A 23,643-nucleotide genomic window follows, 5' to 3' on the forward strand; every position below is an offset into this window, starting at 1 on the left:
TGGGGGTCGGCGCCGGCTGCTTCGTACTGCCTGAACTGTGGGGGATTGTGGGATGGCTCTGCCTGATGGGTCCGGCAAACGCCGTGCCGTAAACCGCCGGCGTAAGGTCATCGCAGCAACTGCCTTCACTGCGGCAGCAGCTGTCCTGGTGACTGGCGCCATTCTTTACCCGGGCTTCAAGACCACCGAAGTGGACCTCAACGACGGCGGCGTCTGGGTGGTCAGCAAGACCAAGAATGCTGCCGGGCGCCTCAACTATCCTTCGAAGTCCTTGGATGGCGCCGTAACCCCCGCCAGCACCAACTTCGACATCCTCCAGCAGGCCGGCGACATCTTCATTGATGATTCGGATGGCGGGACCATCAACTCTGTCAGCGCCGCCAACATGCGCCTCGGTGGCGACCAAAAACTTCCCGGCTCCGCAAAAGTGAGCTTCGGAAACAAAGTCCTGGCCGTCACTGACCGGTCCAAGGGCAAGGTCTGGGCCGTTTCGCCCACCTCCATTGGTGGTTTCAGTGACGAATCGGAGCCTTTGTTCGAACAGTCCCCGGGTGTCGCGTCCGTGGTGGGTGTGGATGACACCATCCACACCCTGGACCCAAAAACGGGCACACTGACGGCAACCAAGGTGGACGTCGACGGTAAGGCCGTGGATTCACAGGTCCGGAAAGACGACGCATTGAAGGCCGACGGCGAAGTCCAGTTGGCCGCGGTGGGCGACAAAGCAGTGGTGCTCAATGAAACCAGCGGCGACATCGTGCTGCCCGGCGGCAGCAAGGTGCACCTGGACGATGCCCGGGATGCCAAGCTGCAGCAGAGCGGTCCGGCCGCCGATTTTATTGCCATTGCCACACCGAAGGCACTGCTCCTGCAACCCCTGGACGGCGGGACTGCCAAGACTGTCCAAGCGGACGGCCAAGGCATTCCGGCTGCGCCTGTCCATCTGGGATCCTGCACGTACGCCGCGTGGTCCGGTGCCAACAAGTACGTCCGCGATTGCACCAACGAGGCAGACAACAGGCGGTCCGACGTTCCCAAGGCGAGTGCATCGCCGTCGTACGTTTTCCGTGTCAACCGCGATCTCGTGGTGCTGAACGACGTCAACTCCGGCAACGTCTGGATGGTCAACCAGAACATGCAGCTGGTCAACAACTGGGACGATGTCATCCCGCCCCAGCAGACCTCGGACGACGCCGAAAAGGACTCCGCGGACGAAGTCCAGCAGACAGTGCTTCCGGACCGCAGCAAACCGAACACAGTGCCGGTCGCCAAACCCGACGCGTTCGGCGTCAGGGCGGGCAAGACCACCGTTCTGCCCGTCCTGGACAACGACGCCGATGCCGACGGCGATGTCCTCACGGTCAGCACCAGCGAACCATTGAAGTCCGGCGCTTTGTCTGCCGTCTACGGTGGCACCGGCTTCCAGATCGCTGTTCCGGCAGGAACCACGGGTTCGGAAACGTTCAAGTATTCGGTCGACGACGGCCGGGGCGGCACAGGGGCCGCGGACGTTGACCTGCGCATCGTGCCCGCAGAGGAAAACAACGCGCCGCAGCCCAAGCCCAACCGGAACAACGCTTTGGTGGTCCAGTCAGGAAAGATCGCCAGCCAGTTTGTCCTCACCGATTGGCTGGACCCCGACGGCGATGACATCTTCGCCGTCGCCGTCTCCAGCAGCGATCCCGCGGACCAGGTCCGGATCAGGCCGGACGGCTTGCTCACCTTCCAGGACTCAGGGGCGGGCCCGGGCCGTAAAACACTGACCGTGAGTGTCTCGGACGGGTCACTGACCACCCAAGGGCAGATCAGCGTTGACGTTCGTGCTCCCGGTGCGCTGCCGCCCATCGCGAATGCCGACCACGTGGTTGCGGTGGCGGGCCAGGACACGGTGATCGCCCCGCTCAAGAATGACACCGACCCCCAGGGCGGCACCTTGCGGCTGGCGCAAGCGCAGCCGGATGCGCAGTCGACCGCGGTGGTCGGGCCGGACCAGCAGACGTTTACTTTCAACTCGGAGTCAATGGGTCCCCACTACGTGACGTATATGGTGACCAACGGACCGGCGAGTGCGCAGCAACTGGTGCGCGTCGACGTCGTGTCCGGGAACAGCGACGGCGCGCCGGTGGCTGTCCGCGACATCGCCCTCCTGCCCAGTGGCGGCAGCACCGTGGTTGATGTCCTGGGCAATGACTCGGACCCCAGCGGAGGCGTCTTGGTGGTCCAGTCGGTCACCGCGGCTGACGGGCTTCCTGTTTCCGTTGCAGTGCTGGACCACTCGGTGGTCAAGATCACCGACATCCGGGCCCAAGGCCAGCTCTCCCTGAAATACACCATCTCCAATGGCAAGGCGTCGGCAACGGGGGACATCTCAGTACAGGTTGTTCCAGCGCCTACCAAACTTCAGGCGCCGCAGGCCAAGCCGGACGAGGTATCCGTGCGTGCCGGTGATGTGGTGACCATTCCGGTCCTGGACAACGACACTGATCCCAACGGCGGAGAGTTGACGCTTGACCCCGTCCTGGCGCAGCAGCCGGACGAAGCTGCCGGCAGAATCTTCGTTGCCGGGAACACGCTGCGGTATATCGCCGGCGAGGAGCCCACCACTGTTTATGCGATCTACAAGGTCAGCAATGCCTCGGGCCAGACGGACTCGCAGCAAGTCACCATCCGGATCCGCGCCCGCGACGACGCAACGAATACCCGGCCGGAGCCCCGGAACCTGACGGCCAGGGTGGTTGCAGGGATGACGGTGAAGATTCCGGTCCCCTTGGACGGCATCGACGCCGATGGCGACTCTGTGCAGCTCATCGGTATCGACAAAGCTCCCGAACTGGGGACAGCGATCCTTCGTGACGGATACCTGGAGTTCACGGCTGGCGGCACGTCGGCCGGCACGGACACCTTCAGCTACCGCGTGCGGGATCGTATTGGTGCGGAGAACACCGGCACGGTGATCGTCGGGATTGCGCCCGCCGAAGCCGATAACCAGAAACCCATCGCCGTGGACGACGTCATTGATGTCCGGCCCGGCCGCCGGGTTGCAGTTAATGCCCTGAAGAACGACTCAGACCCCGACGGCGATCCCATAGCTTTGGTATCGACGTTCGAGGCCAAACCGGAGCTCCAGGTTGAAGCTGCCGCGGGCAAGGTAGTTCTGACGGCCCCCGGTGTCGCCGGCACGGAAAGCATCAGCTACCGGATCCAGGACGATAAGAAGGCCGAAGCGTCCGCTGTCATCCGCGTTCAGACCAGCCCGACTGCGCCGCTGCACGCTCCTGTGGCAGTGGATGACCGGATCACGCTCGCTGAGACGCTGGGTAAGACTGCCGTGGACGTTCCGGTGTTGAAGAACGACTCCGATCCCGACGGCGTGGCTGAAGACCTCACCATCTCCCTGCCGGACGGAAACCCGAACGCCCGCGTGGGGACAGCCGGCAACGTGGTGGTGACGCTGCTGCCACAGGACCAGTTGATTCCTTACACGGTGACGGATATCGATGGTCAGTCGGCTACCGCCGTCATGTGGATTCCTGGCCAGGGACTCCAGTACCCGACACTCTCCAAAACCGATGTCGTGGAGGTCACTGCGGGGGAGGAGATCACCTTGGCCCTGCAGGACTACGTGAAAGTCCGGGAAGGGCGCCAGCCTCGTATCACGGTCGCGGACAAGATCCGCGTCCTGGGCGGCGACTCCACGAATGTCATTGCCGGTGACGGTACCGCGCTGAGGTATGCAGCCCAGCCTGAGTATGTAGGTCCCGGCTCCATCACCTTCGAAGTGACCGATGGCAGTGGTCCGGACGACGCCGAGGGCTTGAAATCGACCCTGACCATCATGACCAAGGTGCTGCCGAACCCCAACGCCAATCACGCCCCCACCTTCAGCGGAGCTGCGATGGAAGCGCCCAAGGGGGACACTTCGGAACTGGACCTGGCCAACCTCGCCGCAGATGTTGATGAACAGGACCAAGGCAAACTCGCCTTCAGCCTGGACGGTGACCTGCCGGGCGGATTCGACGCGCGGGTGGAGGGCACTGTCCTGAAAATCACGCCCGGCGGTTCGCTCAACCCGGGAGCCCGCGGAACGGTGCCGCTGAAGGTCACCGACGGCCGCTCGGAGCCCGTGAAAGCAGCCGTCACAGTTTCGGTGGTCTCGTCCAACCGTCCGAAACCGGCAGCCAACGACGACGTAGTGGACAAAGCCAACGCCGGTAAGTCCGAAACCATCAACGTGCTGGGCAACGACTTCAACCCCTTCAGCGAACCGTTGACCGTGGTGTCTGCCGTGGTTGAAACCGGATCCGCTTCGGGTGAGCCGGCCATTGGCGGTGACTCCATAACCGTGACGCCCGCCGATGGTTTCAAGGGGGTCCTCGTGGTCAGGTACACCATCAAGGACAAGACCGATGATCCCAGCCGGCAAGCAGTGGGTCGTGTGCGCATCACGGTGCGGGACAAGCCCGATGCCCCGTCGGCGCCGGTCGCTACCGACGTCCGCAGTAAGACGGCGGTACTCAAGTGGGCGCCGCCGTCGGACAATGGCGCAGCCATCACGAAATACACGGTGAAAGCGGCCGGATTCCAGCAGGAATGTCCCACCACTACCTGCACGCTGACTGGACTGACCAACAACGTCAAGTACGTCTTCACAGTGGTTGCCACCAACGAGGTCGGCGAATCCCAGCCGTCCGTTCCCTCCAACGAGATCACTCCGGACGAGAAGCCGTCGCCCCCGGACGTCCCCACTGTCAAAGCCGGCGACAAAGACCTGGCCATCACTTGGACCCCCGCCAAAACCGAGGGTTCCCCGGTGAAGCACTACAACCTGGAGATATCTCCGCCGCCGGCCAACGGAATTGCCGTCAAGAACGAGGTCACTGGCCTTAGCTACACGTGGCCCGGCCTGACCAACGGTGTGAAATACAAGGTCCGCGCGCAGGCCGTCAACGACCTCGGCCCATCCGACTGGGGGCTGTATTCCGCAGAGGATCACCCCGCCGGCATCCCCGGAACACCGGCACCCCCGAGCACCACGGTGGTGTCCGCCGTTGGTTCCCAGAACCAGCTCCGCGTCGACTGGGCTGAGCCGAACATCAACGGCGACCCCATCAAGAGCTATTACGTGTCCATGAGTGGCGGCAGCGGGTCCACCCAGACGCAGACCATTCCAGGGAACGTCCGGACAGCAACCTTCACGGTTGCTACCGACCAATCGGCGTACACGTTCACTGTTCAGGCTGAGAACAAAGCAGGCAAGAGCCTGGTCAGCGCGGCCTCAGCGCCGCGCAGGGCAACGGGAAAGCTGGGTACTGTTCAAAACGTCAGTGCCACGCCGGCCAATACCGGCGCGGCCGGTGGTCAGCTCACCATCAACTTCAGCGCCCTCGGCGATACCCAGCGCAACGGTTCCAAAGCCAACGAAGTCAGCTACACGTACTCTGCTGGCGGGCGCTCCGGTGCCATCCAGCCCGGGCAGACAGTAGGAGGCTTTGCCAACGGCCAGGCCACGAGTGTTACTGTCACGGCGCACTCCACGGTGGCGCCCAGTTCCGACGCCAGCCAAGCTGCAACCGCGACGCCGTTCGGCTCGCCCGGTACGCCGTCGGCGTCGGGTTCGAACGGCGCCGTGAACCAGAAATCGGTGACCTTCAACTGGTCTTCGCCAGGTACGGCCACCAACGACGTCAAGACGACGAAGATTCGCATCGACAACGGCGGCTGGGAGACAGTCGGAGCCTCGGGCAGCCGGACCATCAACACTGCCGGGTGGGAAGAGACGCACAGCATCGCCGTGCAGACCTTCAACTCGCTGGGAACCGGCGGCCCCGTGGCTTCTGCCAGCGCCAAGTCCGGACGCGAAGGTCAATGGACCACCACCATGAACCCTGGAGCGGTGGTACGTTCCTGCAGCTTTACAGCAGGCGGAGCCAACTATGATCCGAACAGGAAGACGTGTGACGGCCAAAGTAACAACACTCCGCCGTGGATGGCCTCCGCCGATCAAGGCGCCATTGTGGTGCGTTGTTACATTGACCAAACAGATAACTGGACCGGCATGCACCGCTGGTGGCGCATCGAATCCGGTTCCTACCGCAACGTGGGCCGGTACATCATCGCAGGTCACACCCACTTGGGAGACCCCGCAGGCATCGGAGCACCCCCGTGCTGACCACGACGAAACGCAGCAACGAGGCAGTTGTCCCCATCGCGCGCCCTCTAGTTAAGGCCGTAGGCTGTCAAAGCCAATGGATAGCCCGGTCTCGGGTTTCCTTGGCGGGCCGTTTGGTGCGTGGGATAGTCTTAGGGACTGAAAATTCCGCCGCCGTATGGGGGTACTGCGGAATGTACGGCTGCCGGCATGTGCCGGTTGGCCAGGAAGTCGCTGGGGAGCGGCTGTATATCAAGGGAATTTTGGGGCTGTGAGAAATTTCTTCGGCAAGTTGGGGCTGACAAGGCGTCAAAACAAAAAGTTCATAGCGGGAACGGCTGCCACCGCGGCGGGCGCGTTGTTGATCACCGGGGCTGTACTTTACCCGGGCTTCAAGACCACCGAGGTGGACTTGAACGACGGCGGCGTCTGGGTTGTGAGCAAAACCAAGAACGCCGTGGGTCGGTTGAACTACCCGTCGCGCGTTCTTGACGGGGCCGTGACTCCGGCAACCACCACCTTTGATGTCCTGCAGCACGACGGCAACGTCTTTGTCGACGACGAATCCGGTTCCACCATCAACCAGGTCTCTTCCGCGAACCTGAAGCTCGGCGGCGATAAGCAACTCCCGTCGTCGTCGCAAGTCAGTTATGGCTCCACCGTCCTCTCGGTGACCGATCCCGCCCGTGGCAAGGTATGGGCGTTGTCTCCCTCCACCGTTAACGGTTTCGATGAAGAAGGAACCGAACCGGTCCTGACAGGGGACCAAGGCTTGGTGTCCGCAGTGGGCGCCGATAACCGCATCTACACAGCGGATCCTGGCAAGGGTGAAATCACTGTGACCACGGTGGACGCCAATGGCGAGCGGGCAGACTCGCAGGTCACCACAGTGGACGAGCTTAAAGGCGCCGGCGACCTTCAGATAGCCGTAGTGGGGGACAAACCCGTCGTTCTTGATGCCGGGTCCGGGAACCTGTTCCTGCCCGGTGGCCGCAAGCTCCAACTGCAGGACGCCCGCGAAGCGAAGCTCCAGCAGAGTAGCGAGGACAGCGGATTTGTTGCCATCGCCACCCGCAAAGCCCTCCTGAAGCAGCCCTTGGACGGATCCACCGCGGCAACAGTCAATGCCGACGGCGAAGGCGTCCCCGCAGCACCTGTGCAGGTGAGCAAGTGCGTTCACGCTGCCTGGTCCGGCGCCAACAAGTATGTTCGCGACTGCGAAAATGACGCGGACGACAAGAAGAACGACGTCCCCAAAGCCAGTGCCTCGCCCAGTTACGTCTTCCGCGTTAACCGCGACCTCGTGGTCCTCAACGACGTGAACTCGGGAAGTGTGTGGCTCGTCAACCAGAACATGCAGCTCGTCAACAACTGGGACGATGTTGTTCCTCCGAAGAACCAGTCCGATGACCAGGACCAGGAGTCCGCGGACAACAACACCATCAACGTCCTTCCGGACCGCACCAAGCCCAACCGTGCGCCCGAAACCAAACCGGACGAGTTCGGTGTCCGTCCGGGCCGGACGTCCATCCTCAGCATCCTGGACAATGATTCAGACCCCGACGGCGATGTCCTCACCGCGTCGGTTGGGGCCAATGGGCCCAAAGCAGGGGCGCTGGAGAACATCTACGGTGGCTCAGCGTTCCAGATCAAGGTTCCGGCAGATGCCAAGCCCGGCACGGAAGTCTTCGATTACAGCGCCTCCGACGGTCGTGGCTTGTCAGCCGGGGGCAAGGTAACCCTTCGCGTGGTGGCGCCCGAAGAGAACAAGCCGCCCTTCTTCAAGCGCGGCGAGCCCACCACCATGCTGGTGGAACAAGGTAAGTCCGTCAGCCAGAACATCCTGACGGACTGGATGGATCCCGACGGTGACGACCTTGTCCTCCTCGATGCGAAGTCGGACAACGACCAGGACCAGGTGAAGGTCCGCCGCGACGGCCTCCTGACGTATCAGGATTCCGGTGCAGCGCCGGGCAAGAAGAACGTCACCATCACCGTGTGGGACGGCCGGGCAACCACCACAGGCCGCGTTGTGGTCAACGTCCAGCCGCCGGGCGCCCTCGCGCCAGTGGTGAATGCCGATCACGTCACGGCAGTAGTGGGCCAGGACCTGGTGATCGCACCGCTGAAGAACGACGTTGACCCCAACGGGGGCGCCCTCCGTGTCGCCCACGTCGAAGCCGCAGGGCCAGCAGAGCTGGGTCCAGTGACCGACGGCGGTACGTTCACCTTCCGGAGCACCACTCCTGGTCCGGTGTACTTGACGTACATCGCCAGCAATGGTCCGCAAAGCAGCCAAGGCCTGATCCGCGTTGACGTGGAGTCCGGCAAGGACTCGGGAGCCCCTGTCGCCGTCCATGACGTCGCGCTCCTGCCCGTTGGGGGAAGCGTGCTGGTGGATCCACTCGCCAACGACTCCGATCCGTCCGGCGGCGTACTGGTGCTCCAGTCCGTTACCGTCCCTGATGGGTCCTCGGCCTCGGTCAGCGTGATCGACCACAGCGTCCTGCGCGTCACTGACGTGCTGGGCGCAAAGGAACCGTTCGTGTTCAGCTACACGATGTCCAACGGTCGCGCCTCAGCCACGGGCACCGTGGGCGTCGTCCCGGTGCCGGCCCCCGCCGTCGTCGAGGCTCCCCAGCCGAAACCCGACGAAGTCAACGTGCGCGTCAACGACGTCGTCACTATTCCGGTCCTGGACAATGACACGCACCCGCAGGGCGAGGAACTGTCGGTGGATCCGGTGCTTGCACAGAGCATCCCGGAGGAAGACGGCAAGGCGTTCATCTCCGAAAAGACCCTGCGATTCATCGCGGGGCCAACTCCCAAGACTGTACGTGCCATCTACAACGCGGTGGACCCGCAGGGGCAGAAGAGCGCGGCAGCCGTCACCATTCACATCCTGCCCCTGGAAGGCGCCCAGAACTCGCGCCCGCAACCGCAGAACCTCACGGCACGCGTCGTGGCAGGCGGCAGCGTCCGGATCCCGGTGCCGCTCGACGGCATCGATCCCGACGGCGACTCCGTCCAGCTCACGGGCATCGACAGCACGCCGACCATGGGAACCGCGACGGCGGGCAGCAGCTTCATTGATTTCGTCGCCGCTGGTGACGGTGCCGGTACGGATACGTTCCGGTACAAGGTGATCGATCGCCAAGGTGCGGTCAACACCGGAACGGTGACAGTCGGCGTCGCTCCTCGTGGCGACGACAACCAGAAGCCTGCTCCCGTGGACGACGAGGTCAAAGTCCGCCCGGGGCGCCAGATCGCTGTAGACGCAACGGCCAACGACACCGATCCCGATGGTGACATCATCCGCATCCTGACGGACAGCATCGAGGCCGATGCGGGAATCGAAGCCACGGTCAGTAAAACCAGCGGCCGCGTCCTGGTGACGGCACCTGCCGCCGAGGGAACCGTCAACGTTCGCTACTCCGTGGCCGATGACCGGGATGCGGTGGGCAACGCCAGCATCAGGGTGATCGTCAAGAACGACATCCCGCTTCAGGCACCGATTGCGCGTGATGACCGCGTGACGTCGGCGCAGACGCTCGGCAAGACCGCCGTGGATGTTCCGGTCCTCAAGAACGACGAAGATCCTGACGGCGTGGGGGAGAACCTCAAGGTCAGTACGGGTTTGGAGACGGCACGTCCGGGCTCCGAAGGCAACGTGATTGTTGAACTCACCGAGCAGCCGCAGCTTGTGCCGTACACCGTTGAGGATGTGGATGGCCAGAAGTCCACGGCCATCATCTGGGTTCCGGGCATCGGCCAGCAGGTTCCCACGCTCGCCAAGGACGAAGTGGTGGAGCTTGTCTCCGGCCAGTCCGTCACTGTGAATCTCGCGGAATGGGTCAAGGTTCGTGACGGGCGTTCACCCCGTCTGACCCAGACCGACCGCATCAAGCTCATCGGCGCTGACGGCAGCGATGCTGTTGCCAACGGCGGAACGGCGATCAAGTACACCGCTGGAGCGGAGTACGTTGGTCCGGGTTCCATCAGCTTTGAAGTCACTGACGGTACCGGTCCGGACGACCCGAACGGCCTGAAATCGACGCTGAGCATTCGCACCAAGGTGCTGCCGGACCCGAACAAGAACAACCCTCCGGTGCTCCTGGGCAGCGACCTGGACGTTCCAAAGGGCGACTCGGCCAGCCTGGACTTGGGCAAGCTCACGTCCGATCCCGACTCCGACGACGTCCAGAACATGAAGTACGAACTGGTGGGCGGTGCTCCCGGCGGCTTCAGGGTGAATGTCGATGGCACCACCCTGAAGGTCTCTGCCGAGGATTCGGTGCAAATTGGCCAGGGTGGAACTGTCCAGGTGAAGGCCAAGGATCCGCGGGGACTTGAAGCGCTGGCAACGTACAAGCTCTCGCTGACGGCTTCCAACAGGCCCAAGGCGGTAGCCAACGACGACGTTGAACCGGATGCCCAGTCCGGGAAGCCTGTCACGGTCAACGCGCTGGCCAACGACTCCAACCCGTTCCCTGACACTCCGTTGAAGATTGTCTCGGCGGTCACCGAAACGGGCCAGGGCACAGCAGAGGCCAGCGGCGGGAACGTCACCGTCACGCCTTCGGCGGGCTTCACCGGAACCATGGTCGTTGCCTACACGGTGGAAGACAAGACGGGGGAGCTGTCGCGCTACGCGACGGCCCGTATCCGCCTCACGGTCAAGGACAAGCCGGCCGCGCCTACGACGCCACTCGCCCAGAGCGTGGGGGACCAGACGGCCTTGCTGACCTGGAACGCCCCCGCTGACCGTGGTTCGCCCATCACCAAGTACACCGTGTATGGCGAGAACGGCTTCAAGCAGGATTGCCCCGCCAACACCTGTACTTTGACTGGCCTGACCAACAACGTGAAGTACCACTTTGCGGTCACAGCCACCAACGCCATCAACGAGTCCGAACGCTCGCCGGTGTCCGCCGAGGTCCGTCCGGACGTCAAGCCGGATACCCCGATTGCACCCACACTGAAGTTTGGTGACAAGCAACTGTCCGTGGCCTGGGTTCCCCCGGCCAGCAAGGGCTCGCCCATCAAGTCCTACGATCTTGAGATCTCGCCGGCTCCGGCCGGGCAGAATCCCCAGATCCAAAACCTCACAGGCAACAGCCACGTGTGGACCGGACTGACCAACGGCGTGGCCTACAAGGTCCGCGTCCTGGCCCGGAACGACGCCAAGGAACCGTCCGAGTGGAGCCCCTACTCTGCGGCGGAAACTCCCGCTGGTGTGCCGGCGACGCCTGCCGCGCCTTCGGTGTCCGGCGCTGGGTCGGTTGGCGACCAAAGCCAACTCCAGGTCAGCTGGGCCGCGCCGAACAACAACGGCGACGCCGTGTCCGCCTACACGTTGACCACGTACCGGGGCGGGGCCGTAGTGACCACGCAGTCGGTGGGGGCGACCTCGCAAAACGTCACGGTTGCCAACAGCGAAGCTGATTACACCTTTACTGTCTCGGCGACGAACAAGGCCGGCGTCAGCGGTGTCAGCCAACAGTCAGCGGCTATCCGTGCGGCAGGAAAGCCCGGCATCGTAGCTGCGCCCACGGCAGCACTGGTGGAGACCAACGCGGCCGGTGGCAAGATCCGCGTGGCCTTCAACCCGCTGTCACAGAAGGAACGCAACGGGGCCAACGCCAACGAGATCAGCTACCGGTATGCCCTGACGTCCGGCGCCAGCAGCGGACCGATCCCCGCCGGGGGCGGCGTTATTGCGGCACCGAACGGCCAGGACACGGCCGTGGTGGTGTGGGCAGTATCCTCACGAAACCCCACACCCGGCGACAGGAGTGCCGCATCAAACACCGTGAACCCCTATGGGCTTGCGGCGGCGCCGACTGTTACCGGCAGCAAGAGCAGCGGCGTCGGCGATAAGACGGTGTCCTGGACGTGGAATCAGCCCAGCGGCAACGGCCGGCCGGTTACCGGCTACCAGTACAGCCTTGACGGAGGCGGATGGACTGACACCGGGCAACGGAGCTTCTCCACGAGCGTGGGGTTCAGCGAAACCCACACCCTGAGAGTCCGCGCCATCAGCGGTGGCCAGGCCGGCAACGTCGGAAGCGACACGTCCCGCAGCGGATCTGCGCCTCCGCCCCCGGACCCGCCGGCAGGCGAGGTCAGGGCTCACAACAACACATGCCCTGGCCAGCCGGGAAGGACAGATACCTACAACCCCAGCGGTCCGTCCTGCGGCGTTGGCTGGGTCTCAAGTTCGGAGGGGTGGTTGAACGTTAACTGCACCAAGGACATCTACAACAACGGCACGCCTTGGTACCGCGTCACCCAGGGCAGCCACCCGGGTTGGTATGTCAAGTCCACCACTGTGGATCTCCGCGGAACCAGGCCGGGCGGTTGCTAGCCTGCTCCGGCCAGCACCAGCAAACAACATCACGTCAAACCCCAACCGATACATAAGGAACAGGATCAACCCATGACCATGACAAACGAGCAGGCCGCGTGGTTTGCAGAAACGTTCGAGAAGCTCGTGGCCAACGTGGGCAAGGCGGTGCTCGGCAAGGAGCACGTCATCCGGCTGACCTTCACGGCGATGCTGGCCGAGGGCCACATCCTGTTTGAAGATGCGCCGGGCACGGGTAAGACCTCGCTGGCCCGAGCCTTGGCCGCAACGGTTCAGGGTTCGCACAACCGCATCCAGTTCACGCCCGACCTCCTGCCGTCCGACGTCACAGGTGTGACCATCTACGACCAGAAGACCCAGAAGTTCGAGTTCCACAAGGGCCCGGTTTTCAACAACATCGTCCTGGCCGATGAAATCAACCGTGCCTCGCCGAAGACCCAGTCCGCGTTGTTGGAAGTCATGGAAGAATCCCGCGTGACCGTGGATGGAACCACGTACGAGGCAGGCCGCCCGTTCATGGTGCTGGCAACCCAGAACCCGATTGAGCAGGCTGGCACATACCGCCTGCCGGAAGCACAGTTGGACCGCTTCCTGATCAAGACGTCCATCGGCTACCCGGACCACGCCTCCACCGTGCGTTTGCTGGGTGGGGCGAACCTGAAGGACCGGTCCAAGGAGCTCACCCCGCTCATCACCACGCAGGCCGTAGCCGACATGGCGGACCTCGCAGCCACCACGCATGTGGACACTGCAGTCCTTGAGTACATTTCGCGCCTGTGCGAGGAGACCCGCAACGCGGCCGAGACCCGCCTCGGCGTTTCGGTGCGTGGCGCACTGGCCATGGTCCGCGCTGCGAAGGTGTGGGCGGCAGGGCAGGGCCGGAACTTCGTGCTTCCGGATGACATCAAGGAACTTGCGCCGGTGGTGTGGACGCACCGTTTGGTGATGGATCCCGAGGCGGAATTCTCCGGTGCAACGCCTGAGGTTGTCCTCACCCGCGTTCTCGCCGACGTCGCCGCCCCGCAGCAACGCGCCACCGCGTAGCCCGCCACCGCATAAGCCAGTCCTGCACCCCAGCTCAAACAAAGGCCTCCACATGTCCTCCAGCACACCCCTGACCAGGGCTGCTGACTCGTTCAAGCGCGCTAAGGCGGCAGTGAACGGTAAGATTCGCGGCGCCCGCACGTCCGGCAACGCACCAGGCAGCCGCCCTGGCCGCGCCGGGAAAACGGGAAAGTCCAGCGGACTCCACCCGGCCGCCGTGTGGGCCGAAGCCGCGGGAACAGCCGGCGAATTCCTCTCACCGGCATGGAACAAGGCCCGCGCTGTGTGGCTGAAGTTCGTATGGCCCGTCCTGTCCGTGGTGAGCCTGCTGGGCTGGGTGGTCCTGGCCGCTGCGATCGGTCTCTGGTGGGCCGGGCAGGCCTGGGGTTGGCAAGAGGCCAAGTCCGCGGCCATGGTTGCCTTCCTCCTGTTCGTCCTGGCCATCGCGTTCATTGTGGGCCGCTCGGCGTACGGTGTGGTGTTGGACCTTGCCCGGACCCGCGTGGCTGTGGGCGACGACGCAGTGGGCAGCATCGCAGTGTCCAACGTGTCTACCAGGCCACTGCTGCCCGCATCACTGGAACTCCCGGTGGGAGCCAACACCGCCGTGTTCCATCTGCCGCGCATGAAGCCGGCCCAGGTGCACGAGGACCTGTTCACCATCCCCACGGCCCGGCGTGCTGTGATCGTGGTGGGCCCGGTCCGCTCAGTACGTGCCGACCCCCTCCACCTTCTCCGCCGACGTGTGATGTGGACGGAGCCCGTGGACCTGTACGTCCATCCCCGAACGGTGTCGCTGGGAAGCTCGGCAGCAGGCTTCATCCGCGACCTCGAAGGCATGCCCACCACCGAGCTTTCCAGCGCCGACGTGTCCTTCCACGCCCTTCGCGACTATGTTCCAGGGGACGATCGCCGCCATATCCACTGGAAGACCACAGCGCGCACCAACAAGCTCATGGTCCGCCAGTTCGAAGAAACCCGCCGCGCGCACCTCGCCATTGCGCTGTCCATCAACACCGACGAATACGACTCCGAACCGGAGTTTGAAATGGCCATCTCCGTGGCCGCATCCATCGGGCGCCAGGCCATCAGTGAACAGCGCGACCTCGATGTCCTGACCCAAAAAGGACCGCTACGCTGCGAAACCGGCCGCAACCTGCTGGACGACGCCACCCGGATTGTCGGTGCGCCGATGCGGAAGACCGCCGTCGACCTCGCGCGGAACCTGTCCGACGCCGTCCCGAACGCCTCCGTGGTCTTCTTCGTCGTGGGCAGCCACGTGACAGCAACCCAGCTCCGTACCTGTGCCGCCTCCGTGCCTCCCGGGGTGCGCAGCCTGGCGGTGCGCGTACAACCCGGCGCGGCGCCGTCGAGGGCCAACATCGCGGACCTGACGGTCCTCACCGTTGGTGACCTCGACGATCTGGCCATTGTTCTTCGAAAGGCGGCAGCATGAGCACGGCGCCGAACCTACGCGTGCGTCCCCGCGCCGCCAAGCCCAGCCGCCGTTCCACCGGCGGATCGATCTTTGCCGACGGTCGTCCGTTATGGCACTTCGCGGTTGACTGCGGCGCGCTGGTGGTGCTGCTGTTCCTGGGTGTCCTCGGCTTCAGCCTGAGCTTCGGGGGAGACCCGCACTACTTGATCGCCGGTCTGGGCGGCGTGCTGCTGGGGCTGGGCATTGCTGTCCTGAACGCGCACCTTCGCTTGGGGTTGTTGATCACTGCCGCCCTGGCTTTCGGCGCCTACATGCTGTTCGGTTCCGCCTTGGCTGTGCCGGACTCGGCAGTCTTCGGCGTCCTGCCCAGTCTCGATTCGCTGCGGACCCTGCTGTTGGGCGTCGTGTTTTCCTGGAAGGACATGCTGACTGTCGGCGTACCCGTGGGGACGGCCAACGGCATGCTGATTGTGCCGTTCCTCAGTTCACTGCTCACAGCACTTGCCGCCGGCTTGCTGACGTGGCGCCTGAAGAGCCCCTACTGGCCGTTGCTTCCCGTTCTGGTCCTGTTTGTCACGGGTATCGCGTTCAGCACCAACGCCGGTTTCCTCAACGTCGAACGCGGCGTCTCGTTGACCATTGTCTCGATCGTCTGGGCGACTTTCCGTCGGGACGTGCTCCGCCAGCGGAGCACCAAGACCGTGTCGGCCAACCGGCCGGATTCCGACGCCGGTGCAGCCCGCCGCGGCCAACTCCGCCGCCTGGGAACTGCTGCAGCCGTGATCGCCGTCGCTGTCGGCGTCACCGCCATTGCGTCTCCGCTGGTCAGTGCCAGCGATGACCGGAAGGTGCTGCGCAACACGATCGTCCCGCCCTTCGATCCCCGCGACTACATCACCCCCTTGGCCAGTTTCCGGAACTTCGTCAAGGACGAGAAGGACAGCACGCTGTTCACGGTTAAGGGCTTGCCCAAGGACGCCCGCGTGCGCCTTGCCGCGCTGGATGCCTTCAACGGCCTGAACTACACCATGGACCCCAACAGCTCCGGCAACTTCAGCAAGGTAGGCGATGCCCGCTCGCTGAACACGCTGGCTGACACCGGGAGTCCGGTGAAGGGCACCAACTACGCTCTGGACATCACCATCGAGGACTACCAGGGCTACTTTGTTCCCGGCGGACGGCACACCACCGGAATGAGCTTCGCCGATACCTCAGGTGCTGCGTCCGGCCTCTATTTCAACGCGGGGACCGACACAGCAGTGACCACCAAAGGCCTGGCCAAGGGCGACAACTACACGGTTCAGGTCTCTGACCCGGGGACCCTGGAGCACGGCCAGTTGACGCAGTACGACTTTGCGAAGCTGACGCTGCCGGAAGCCGAGGAAGTACCCCCGATCGTCGCCTCGCAGGCCAACGAGCTTTCGGCTGATGCGCCCACCGCCATTGACCGCGTCCGGCAAATTGAGGCGCACTTCCAAAAGAGCGGTGCGTTCAGCAATGGCTTGGTAACAGAGGGACAGCTTCCCAGCCTCCCCGGGCACAGCGCTGCCCGCGTCCGCAATATGCTCTCCGCCAAGCAGATGCTCGGTGACGACGAGCAATATGCCGTGTCCATGTCACTCATGCTTCGTCACTTGGGGATTCCGTCCCGCGTGGTGATGGGTTTCTATCCGGACCCCAAAAGCCCTGAAAACGGTGCCGGCGACGTCAAGATCACCGGTAAGGACGTGCACGCCTGGGTTGAGGTAGCTTTCGACCGCGTGGGTTGGGTTTCCTTTGATCCCACCCCGCCCAAGGACAACGTGCCCATTCCTCCGGACCCCGAGAACAAGTCCAAGCCCAAGCCGCAGGTGCTGCAGCCACCGCCCCCGCCGCAGGAACCCGCGGACTTGCCGCCGGATTCCACGCCGGATGCCTTGGATGCGGACGAAAAGAAGAACAACCCTTGGCTGTTCTGGGGTCCGTTGCTGGCAGCCATCGGTGTTGCGCTGATTCCGTTGGGGATCCTCGCCTTGCCGCTGCTGCTCATCATCTTGTTGAAAGCACGACGCCGGAAGGCACGTTTCCGTGACGGCCACCCCGCCCAGCGGGTCGGGGGCGGTTGGAACGAAGTGATCAGCCTCGCGACCGACATGGGTGCTTCGATCGATACGAAGTCCACGCGGCGCGAATCGGCCACGGTCCTGGCGGACGCCTTCCCGACTGCCGGCAGCACCACCACGATGCTTGCCCACCGCGCCGACGCGGCTGTATTCGGTGCCGGCCAGCCGAGCGAGGACGAGGTCAAGGAGTACTGGGAGATTGTGGATTCGTCGCTGACCGACATCACGGGAAGCGTCGGATTCTGGAAACGGCAGCAGGCACGGTTCTCGCCGCGGTCCTTGTTGTCCGACGGCCGGGCTGCCCTGCGCCGCCGGAACCAGGCACCCACGGATCCCACGGTCCGCCGCCGCTTTACCTTGCCCTTCAAGAAGGACACCACGGATGAACAATGAGGCCGAACTTTGCCCGGCCTGCAGGCACGCGGTCCGTCCGGGGGCAGCGTTCTGCACCCAATGTGGATCCCCGCTGAACAATCGCGGAGCCCGCAAGGAAGGGAACATCAACCACGCCCGGAAGGCTGCGTTGGAGTTCGCCACCCGGCAGGGCCTGCCCAATCCCGGTAGTATCTCGGTAGTGTCGGCGCCGGCGTCGCCTACGCTGCCGGTGCATCCGGGAATGACCACCACGCCGGACGGAATGCCGGGGCCAGGGGGAGGGACCACTATGACAACCAAGCTCGACTTGGTGCCCGCGTCTGCCGGGAAGCGCCTTGGCGCCGCCGTACTGGACTGGTTGGGCCCCATCGCGGTCCTGGCCACCACCTTCGCCATCGGAATTGCGGGCATCACCCAAACCCGCAGGAACGGCTTCATTGTCTATGACACGGGCCTTCTGGTCCTCCTGGGGAGCATTGGCCTGGGCGTGACGGTGGTGTACACCTTCGTGTTGCTCGCTCTCGAGGCCAAGTCCGGCAACACCATTGGCAACCAGCTCATGGGCATCCGGAGTTCAGACGCTGACGGATATGCTCCCGGCGCCGGCGCCGTTTTTGTCCGTGGCATCATCACTGGCGGGGTCCTGCTCCTCGGCGGGATTGCCTCGGTCATTCTTTCCGCCCTTGGCTTGATCGCCCTTGTCCTGTGGATCGGGCTGCCGCTGATGCTCCTGGGCGTTGTCTGGGCCATCCTCGTGGTGGTCTCCAATGCCTGGGATAAGAACGGCAAGTTGCGCGGCTGGCAGGACAAAGCCGCGAAGTCCTTGGTGTTCGACGTCAACGCGGGACGCAATCCTGTTGCCACCGGCGGTATCCAAGGGCCATACAGTTTCGCGCCCGTGGATCTTCCACCGGTGCAGGCTGTGGCGTCTCCGGTTCCTTCCGGCGCTTCGCCCGCGGCCACTCCTTCCGGCGCCGGGCAGGCCGTGCCCGCCCACGTCACGCCGGTGGTTGGCACGCCGCAGCCCTCGCACGATCCCAACCAGTGGCGCCCACCGACAGGACCCCGGCCGACGCCGGTTGAACCGCAGCAGGCCCCTGTGACACAGCAGCCTATGACACAGCAGCCTGCGGCCAGGGCCCAGCAGCCCGCGGCCATGATTCCGCCACCTGCTGCTGTGATTCCGCCGGCGGCCACCGTGGCTCCTGCCCATCCCGACGACGACGTGGAGCGCACCCAAATGCGTCCGGGAACCACACGCGCACAGGCCGTTCTCCGCATCCAGGTCGATGACGGCCAGGATGTCCAGCTCGGCGGGTCAGTCCTTCTCGGACGGAACCCGGCGCCGCAGCCCGGCGAAGCCGTGGAGCAACTATTGCCCGTCTCCGATCCCGGCCGGTCCATCTCCAAGACCCACCTGCATCTTCGGGTCGACGGCGACGCCGTCTGGGTCACTGACCGCAACTCCACCAACGGCAGCGCCGTCACCACGCCCGACGGCCTTCAGACAAGGCTCCATCCGGGCCAGGCAGTCCTGGTCCGCCCCGGTTCCACCGTTCACTTTGGGGACCGTTCCTTCCACCTAGGACAAGCATGAATTCACAGCCGGCCACCCCTGCCAACGCCGAAGCCGGTGCCGCCGTTGGCGCGACACCCCTTGGCCTGAGCTACGGGTACGGGACGGACCGTGGCCTGCGCCGCGAGCTGAACGAGGATTCGTTCATCGCCTCGGACCCTGTCTTTGCGGTGGCCGACGGCATGGGCGGCCACGAGGCCGGCGAAATTGCCAGTGGTATGTGTGTCCGGACTTTGGGCAGTGCCCCGGAGCTTGCTGCGGGCGTACGAACCGCTTCAGCGGCGGACTTGCAGTCATGCCTGTTGAAGGCTGACGCCGCCATCCGAAAGGCCACGGGAGCCCGTGCGGGAACTACGTTGTCCGGTGTGGTGGTGGTTGAGCAGATGGGCCTGCCTTACTGGCTGGTGATGAACATCGGCGATTCACGCACCTACCGTCTCAGCCAAGGCGAGTTCACCCAGGTCAGCGTGGACCACTCGGAGGTGCAGGAGTTGGTGGATTCCGGCGACATCACCGCCGAACAGGCCGCCGTTCATCCCCGCCGCCACGTGGTCACCCGCGCCTTGGGCACGGGTGACGAAACCGAGGCGGATTTTTGGTTGCTTCCCATCCAGGAAGGCGATCGGATGATGGTGTGCTCGGATGGCCTCAACGGCGAGTTGGGCGATGACCACATGTTCCGCGTCCTCAGCACAGTGGCCCATCCGCAGGACGCCGTTGACGCACTGATCCAGGCCGCACTCCGCAGCGGCGGCCGGGATAACGTCACCGTGATTGTGGTTGACGCAAAGAACGTCCTGAACGACGCCGGCATCGCCACCACCGCGCCTCGCCCGGAGGCGGAGACCGAAGTTGAAGAAGACACACTGCCGCGGGCCTGGGTTAACGGCACCGATGCCCTTGGCGCAGATCACCCCAAAGGTCAGGAGGAAGGCATAGATGGCAAGCAGTAACCGCCTTTCGCCAGTCCGTTACCTGCAGGGCGAGTGGTTTGGTGTTGTCCGCAACGGAACCGTGGTGCTCTTGGGGCCGGACACGCCCCACGCCCTGATTGACGCCGTCTGGGAGCTGCTGGCGTCCGCGCCCGAGGCCCACGAGGTCCTCCATGAGGTGACGGAGGCCTTCGGTGTTTCGCTGAGCCGCATCCCTCCATTCGGGATCATCGATTCCAAAGACGCACTCCGGGTGTTCCTCCGTGGTGATCTCGAATTGCTGGTCCAGTTGGCATCGGGCCCGGAACAGCTCACTGGTCGTGACGTCACCACCTGGACCGAACGTCGCCTCGCCGGCGTTACGTCTTACAGCCTCCGCATTGGTGGGAGTTCCGCTCCCGAAGCGCCGGTGGGCACCGTCCCGTTGAGCAGCCTTCCGCTGACCGAGGGGGTGGTGCTGCTGTCAGTACTCGACGTTGCTCCCATGGGGCTTGGAAGCGACGCCGTTCCGGCGGTCCCTGTCACTGCCGCCATCGTTCCAGAACAGGAGCCTGCACCAGCACAGGAGCCTGCACCAGAACAGGAGCCTGCACCAGCACAGGACCCGGCACCCGACCAGGAAGTCCAGCACGCCGCTTCGGACAGGGTTTCCGACGAAACCATGATCGGCTACACCGAGGCAGACCTCGGGTTGACCATCGCACCCGGCCACTTGGGGCTTGCGGCGGAACTGCCTGCGGTAGATGAACCTGCCGATGACGCCGCCGCCGATGAATCCGCTGCGGAAGAAGATCTCTCATCTGGCGAGCTGTCCTTCGCCGAAGAACCGTCCTCGGCAGACGAAGTTGCCCCGGTGGATCCCGCCTCGCAGGGCGAACCGGACACAGAACGCGTCCCTGTGCAGGAACCCGAGGCGCAGGAAGACTCCGAAGAGTCCGGGGCTCCCGTGCACACCAGTACCACCGATCCCATGGTCCCCGCGCTGGAAAACACCACCAACTACGACCATTTATGGGACAAGACGGTGATGCGCAACATTGAAGACGCCGCTGTCAGGGTAGAAGACGAATCCGATGACCACGATGCTCCGGTGTCCAAAGCGCCGGGTGCTCCGGCGCCCGCTGCGCCTGCCCTGGAAACACCGATTCAGGAACCACCGGTTCATAAGTCGCCTGCTTCTGAACCAGCAGTGCAGACCCCCGCTGCTGTTCATGGCAGTGGGTTGATTGAGTCCGTGCCGTGGCTGCGCAGCGGCGCGGCCGCGCCAGTAGCAGCCAGCCTCCAGCCGGCGGTTCCGTCCGGACATGTTGCCGGGCCGGCGCCGCAGATGCCGTCCGGCTGGCCGCCGGCGCCTCCCCAAACCCCGTCCGTGGATGAGGACTCAGACCACGACGGCCAGACCATCATGAAAAGCAGCCTCCCCAGTAGCGACGAGGAATCTGCCAAAGCTGCCACGGCATCAGCACAGTCGCCCGCTCCCAACGGGCCGAGCGTTTTGGCAAGGGTGTGCTCCCAAGGGCATGCAAACCCGCCCACGTACCCGCAGTGCTCGGTGTGCGGCACCGCCCTGGCCGGCGATGCTGAGCAGGTCCCGCGTCCGCGCCTTGGCCGCATGCGCCTCTCTACCGGAGAGCTGATTGATCTTGACCAGTCGTTGATCATCGGCCGGCAGCCCTCCGTTTCCCGTGTCCAAGGCGGCACCATGCCCAAGTTGGTGCAGGTGGAGAGTCCCGGAGGGGACATTTCCCGCTCCCACGTGGAGGTCAGGTTGGAGGGTTGGCACGTCATGCTGTGCGACCTGAAGGCAACCAACGGAACAGTGTTGATCAGGGAAGGCCAGGCACCCCGCCGGCTGGCCCAAAACGAAATGGCCATCCTGCTGGACGGCGACATCGCCGAACTGGGTGACGATATTTCATTGCGTTTCGAGGAGATTCTTTGAGTTCCAAGAGGCCCCCCGCGCCGCCTCCACCCATTCCGGGGTTCCAGTACGTCAGCCTGCTCGGCTCCGGTGGTTTCTCGGACGTGTACCTGTACGAACAAGACAGGCCCCGCCGTAAAGTAGCCGTCAAGGTGCTGCTCTCAGACCTGAAGACCGAAGGCGCCCGCCGACGCTTCGAGTCCGAGGCCAACCTGATGGCCCAGTTGTCGTCGCATCCTTATATCGTGACGATCTTCGAGGCCGAGATCACGGAGAACGGTCACTCCTACCTCGCCATGGAGTACTGCTCCAGGCCAAGCCTCGATGTCCGGTACCGCCGTCAGCGCTTCAGCGTGGACGAGGTCCTGGCGGTCGGCATCCAGGTGGCGTCCGCCGTCGAGACCGCACACCGGGCCGGGATCGTCCACCGGGACATCAAGCCTGCCAACATTCTTGTCACTGACTACAACCGGCCCGCCCTGACGGACTTTGGTATCTCCGGCACCATCGGCGCGGACACCGAGGACGACGCCGGCATGTCCATTCCATGGTCGCCGCCTGAGCAATTCCGTGGTGGCGCGGTGGACGGCGTTCCCGTGGACATCTGGGCGCTGGGCGCCACCCTCTACACGCTCCTGGCCGGCCGTTCTCCGTTCGTTCTGCCAGGACAGGACAATTCCCAGCGCGAACTGATTTCGCGCATCACCAACTCATCCCTTCCCAGGCTTGGCCGCGCTGACGTGCCCGAGTCGCTGGAACTCGTCCTGGCCACGGCCATGGCGAAGTCTCCGGAGTCCCGTTATTCGTCAGCGCATGCTTTCGCGCTGGCGCTGCAGCGCATCCAGACAGAGCTGAACCTGTCAGTAACGCCCTTCGAAGTGCTTGAAGAACCCGGTCACGCCGATGAGCATCCGGATGACAACTTCGAGGAAACCCGGGTCCGGAGCATCGCGGCGATCGACCCCGATGGGTCCGGTACGGCCACTACCGGTTCGGCCCCCACCTTCCCGGCCCGGACGTTTCCCTCCACCGTTCCGGGCACCACATCGACACCGACGCAGCCCGCCCGGACGACGCAGCCTGCCCAGCCGTCGCAGCCCGCCCCGCCGCTGTTCGACGCGCCGCCCCAAGGACCGTACTTTGCCCCGGCCGGCCCGGCTCCCGTAGAACAGGACACGGGGGAGTCCACCGTTCTGCGCGGCTGGCAATCCACCACAGCACAGGACGACTCCGGCGCTACGGTCAGGCGCTCCAATGCTCCCGCCTCGCAGGATTCGCAGGATGGCGCTCCCGCCGACCACAGCAAGCGCAACCTCTGGCTTGCGGCAACGGGGGCGGCGGTGCTGGTAGTTGCTATTGTGGTTGGCGTGGTCCTGGGTGCGCAGGCGCAGCCCAAGGTGGCCCCGACGGAGACGTCCAGCAAGCCGCCGGCCGACGCTTTGAGCGACGGCAGCGTTCCCGATGTGCAGGGGCTCCACCCTGAGGTAGAGTCCGGCGGTGGCGGTCCAGCGCTTATCTTTTTCCGGTGGGACTACGTAGAGCTCAAGCCAGGTGACACTTTCAAATGGCGCACCAAGTCTGCAAAGTCCGAGGGCCCTTATGAGTCGACGCTTGCCAGTTATGCGCTGCTTTCCGGCACCTCGGAGAGGCCGGTTTGTGTGCAGGTCATCATCGTGCGCGCCGACGGCTCCGCGTCACCGGGCGGGCCGGATTCCATCGCCTGCTTGGACGAGTAGTGGG

The 23,643-nt window shown here is 64.3% G+C and carries 9 protein-coding genes; all 9 read left to right on the forward strand.

Annotation, left to right across the window (positions count from 1 at the left end; translation table 11 throughout):
- Window positions 1-52: 52 nt before the first annotated feature.
- The 9 genes from GVL04_RS21845 to GVL04_RS21885 all read left to right on the forward strand — a co-directional run bounded on the left by GVL04_RS21845 (window position 53) and on the right by GVL04_RS21885 (window position 23,639).
- Window positions 53-6,169, forward strand: a complete 6,117-nt coding sequence (locus GVL04_RS21845; RefSeq protein WP_159708450.1) for an Ig-like domain-containing protein — start codon at window positions 53-55, stop codon at window positions 6,167-6,169.
- Window positions 6,170-6,326: 157 nt separating this feature from the next.
- A complete protein-coding gene (locus GVL04_RS21850; RefSeq protein WP_159708452.1) occupies window positions 6,327-12,515 on the forward strand; it encodes an Ig-like domain-containing protein in 6,189 nt (2,062 codons plus the stop codon).
- 72 nt (window positions 12,516-12,587) lie between these two features.
- Window positions 12,588-13,559 carry a MoxR family ATPase gene (locus GVL04_RS21855; RefSeq protein ID WP_159708454.1) on the forward strand — a complete coding sequence of 324 codons (972 nt, stop codon included), beginning with the start codon at window positions 12,588-12,590 and terminating at the stop codon, window positions 13,557-13,559.
- A 52-nt stretch (window positions 13,560-13,611) separates the two neighbouring features.
- Window positions 13,612-15,015, forward strand: coding sequence for a DUF58 domain-containing protein (locus GVL04_RS21860; RefSeq protein WP_159708456.1), 1,404 nt, complete (start codon window positions 13,612-13,614; stop codon window positions 15,013-15,015).
- A complete protein-coding gene (locus tag GVL04_RS21865; protein ID WP_159708458.1) occupies window positions 15,012-17,492 on the forward strand; it encodes a transglutaminase family protein in 2,481 nt (826 codons plus the stop codon). Before GVL04_RS21860 ends, GVL04_RS21865 begins: the two co-directional genes overlap by 4 nt.
- On the forward strand, window positions 17,482-19,071 hold the full coding sequence (locus GVL04_RS21870; protein ID WP_159708460.1) for an RDD family protein: 1,590 nt from the start codon (window positions 17,482-17,484) through the stop codon (window positions 19,069-19,071). The genes GVL04_RS21865 and GVL04_RS21870 overlap by 11 nt, the downstream gene beginning before the upstream one ends.
- Window positions 19,068-20,003, forward strand: coding sequence for a PP2C family serine/threonine-protein phosphatase (locus GVL04_RS21875; RefSeq protein WP_159708462.1), 936 nt, complete (start codon window positions 19,068-19,070; stop codon window positions 20,001-20,003). The genes GVL04_RS21870 and GVL04_RS21875 overlap by 4 nt, the downstream gene beginning before the upstream one ends.
- Window positions 19,990-21,924, forward strand: coding sequence for an FHA domain-containing protein (locus GVL04_RS21880; protein ID WP_159708464.1), 1,935 nt, complete (start codon window positions 19,990-19,992; stop codon window positions 21,922-21,924). The genes GVL04_RS21875 and GVL04_RS21880 overlap by 14 nt, the downstream gene beginning before the upstream one ends.
- Complete coding sequence (locus GVL04_RS21885; protein ID WP_159708466.1) at window positions 21,921-23,639, forward strand: serine/threonine-protein kinase; 1,719 nt, start codon at window positions 21,921-21,923, stop codon at window positions 23,637-23,639. The genes GVL04_RS21880 and GVL04_RS21885 overlap by 4 nt, the downstream gene beginning before the upstream one ends.
- Window positions 23,640-23,643 lie beyond the last annotated feature (4 nt).

It is taken from the genome of Arthrobacter sp. 18067 (assembly GCF_902706295.1).
GTDB lineage: Bacteria > Actinomycetota > Actinomycetes > Actinomycetales > Micrococcaceae > Arthrobacter.

Excerpts from the sequence above, each read along its gene's own strand:
- GVL04_RS21880 (WP_159708464.1), top strand. The coding sequence starts at position 19,990 with ATGGCAAGCAGTAACCGCCTTTCGCCAGTCCGTTACCTGCAGGGCGAG.
- GVL04_RS21875 (WP_159708462.1), top strand. The coding sequence starts at position 19,068 with ATGAATTCACAGCCGGCCACCCCTGCCAACGCCGAAGCCGGTGCCGCC.
- GVL04_RS21870 (WP_159708460.1), top strand. The coding sequence starts at position 17,482 with ATGAACAATGAGGCCGAACTTTGCCCGGCCTGCAGGCACGCGGTCCGT.
- GVL04_RS21860 (WP_159708456.1), top strand. The coding sequence starts at position 13,612 with ATGTCCTCCAGCACACCCCTGACCAGGGCTGCTGACTCGTTCAAGCGC.
- GVL04_RS21845 (WP_159708450.1), top strand. The coding sequence starts at position 53 with ATGGCTCTGCCTGATGGGTCCGGCAAACGCCGTGCCGTAAACCGCCGG.
- GVL04_RS21850 (WP_159708452.1), top strand. The coding sequence starts at position 6,327 with ATGGGGGTACTGCGGAATGTACGGCTGCCGGCATGTGCCGGTTGGCCA.
- GVL04_RS21865 (WP_159708458.1), top strand. The coding sequence starts at position 15,012 with ATGAGCACGGCGCCGAACCTACGCGTGCGTCCCCGCGCCGCCAAGCCC.
- GVL04_RS21855 (WP_159708454.1), top strand. The coding sequence starts at position 12,588 with ATGACCATGACAAACGAGCAGGCCGCGTGGTTTGCAGAAACGTTCGAG.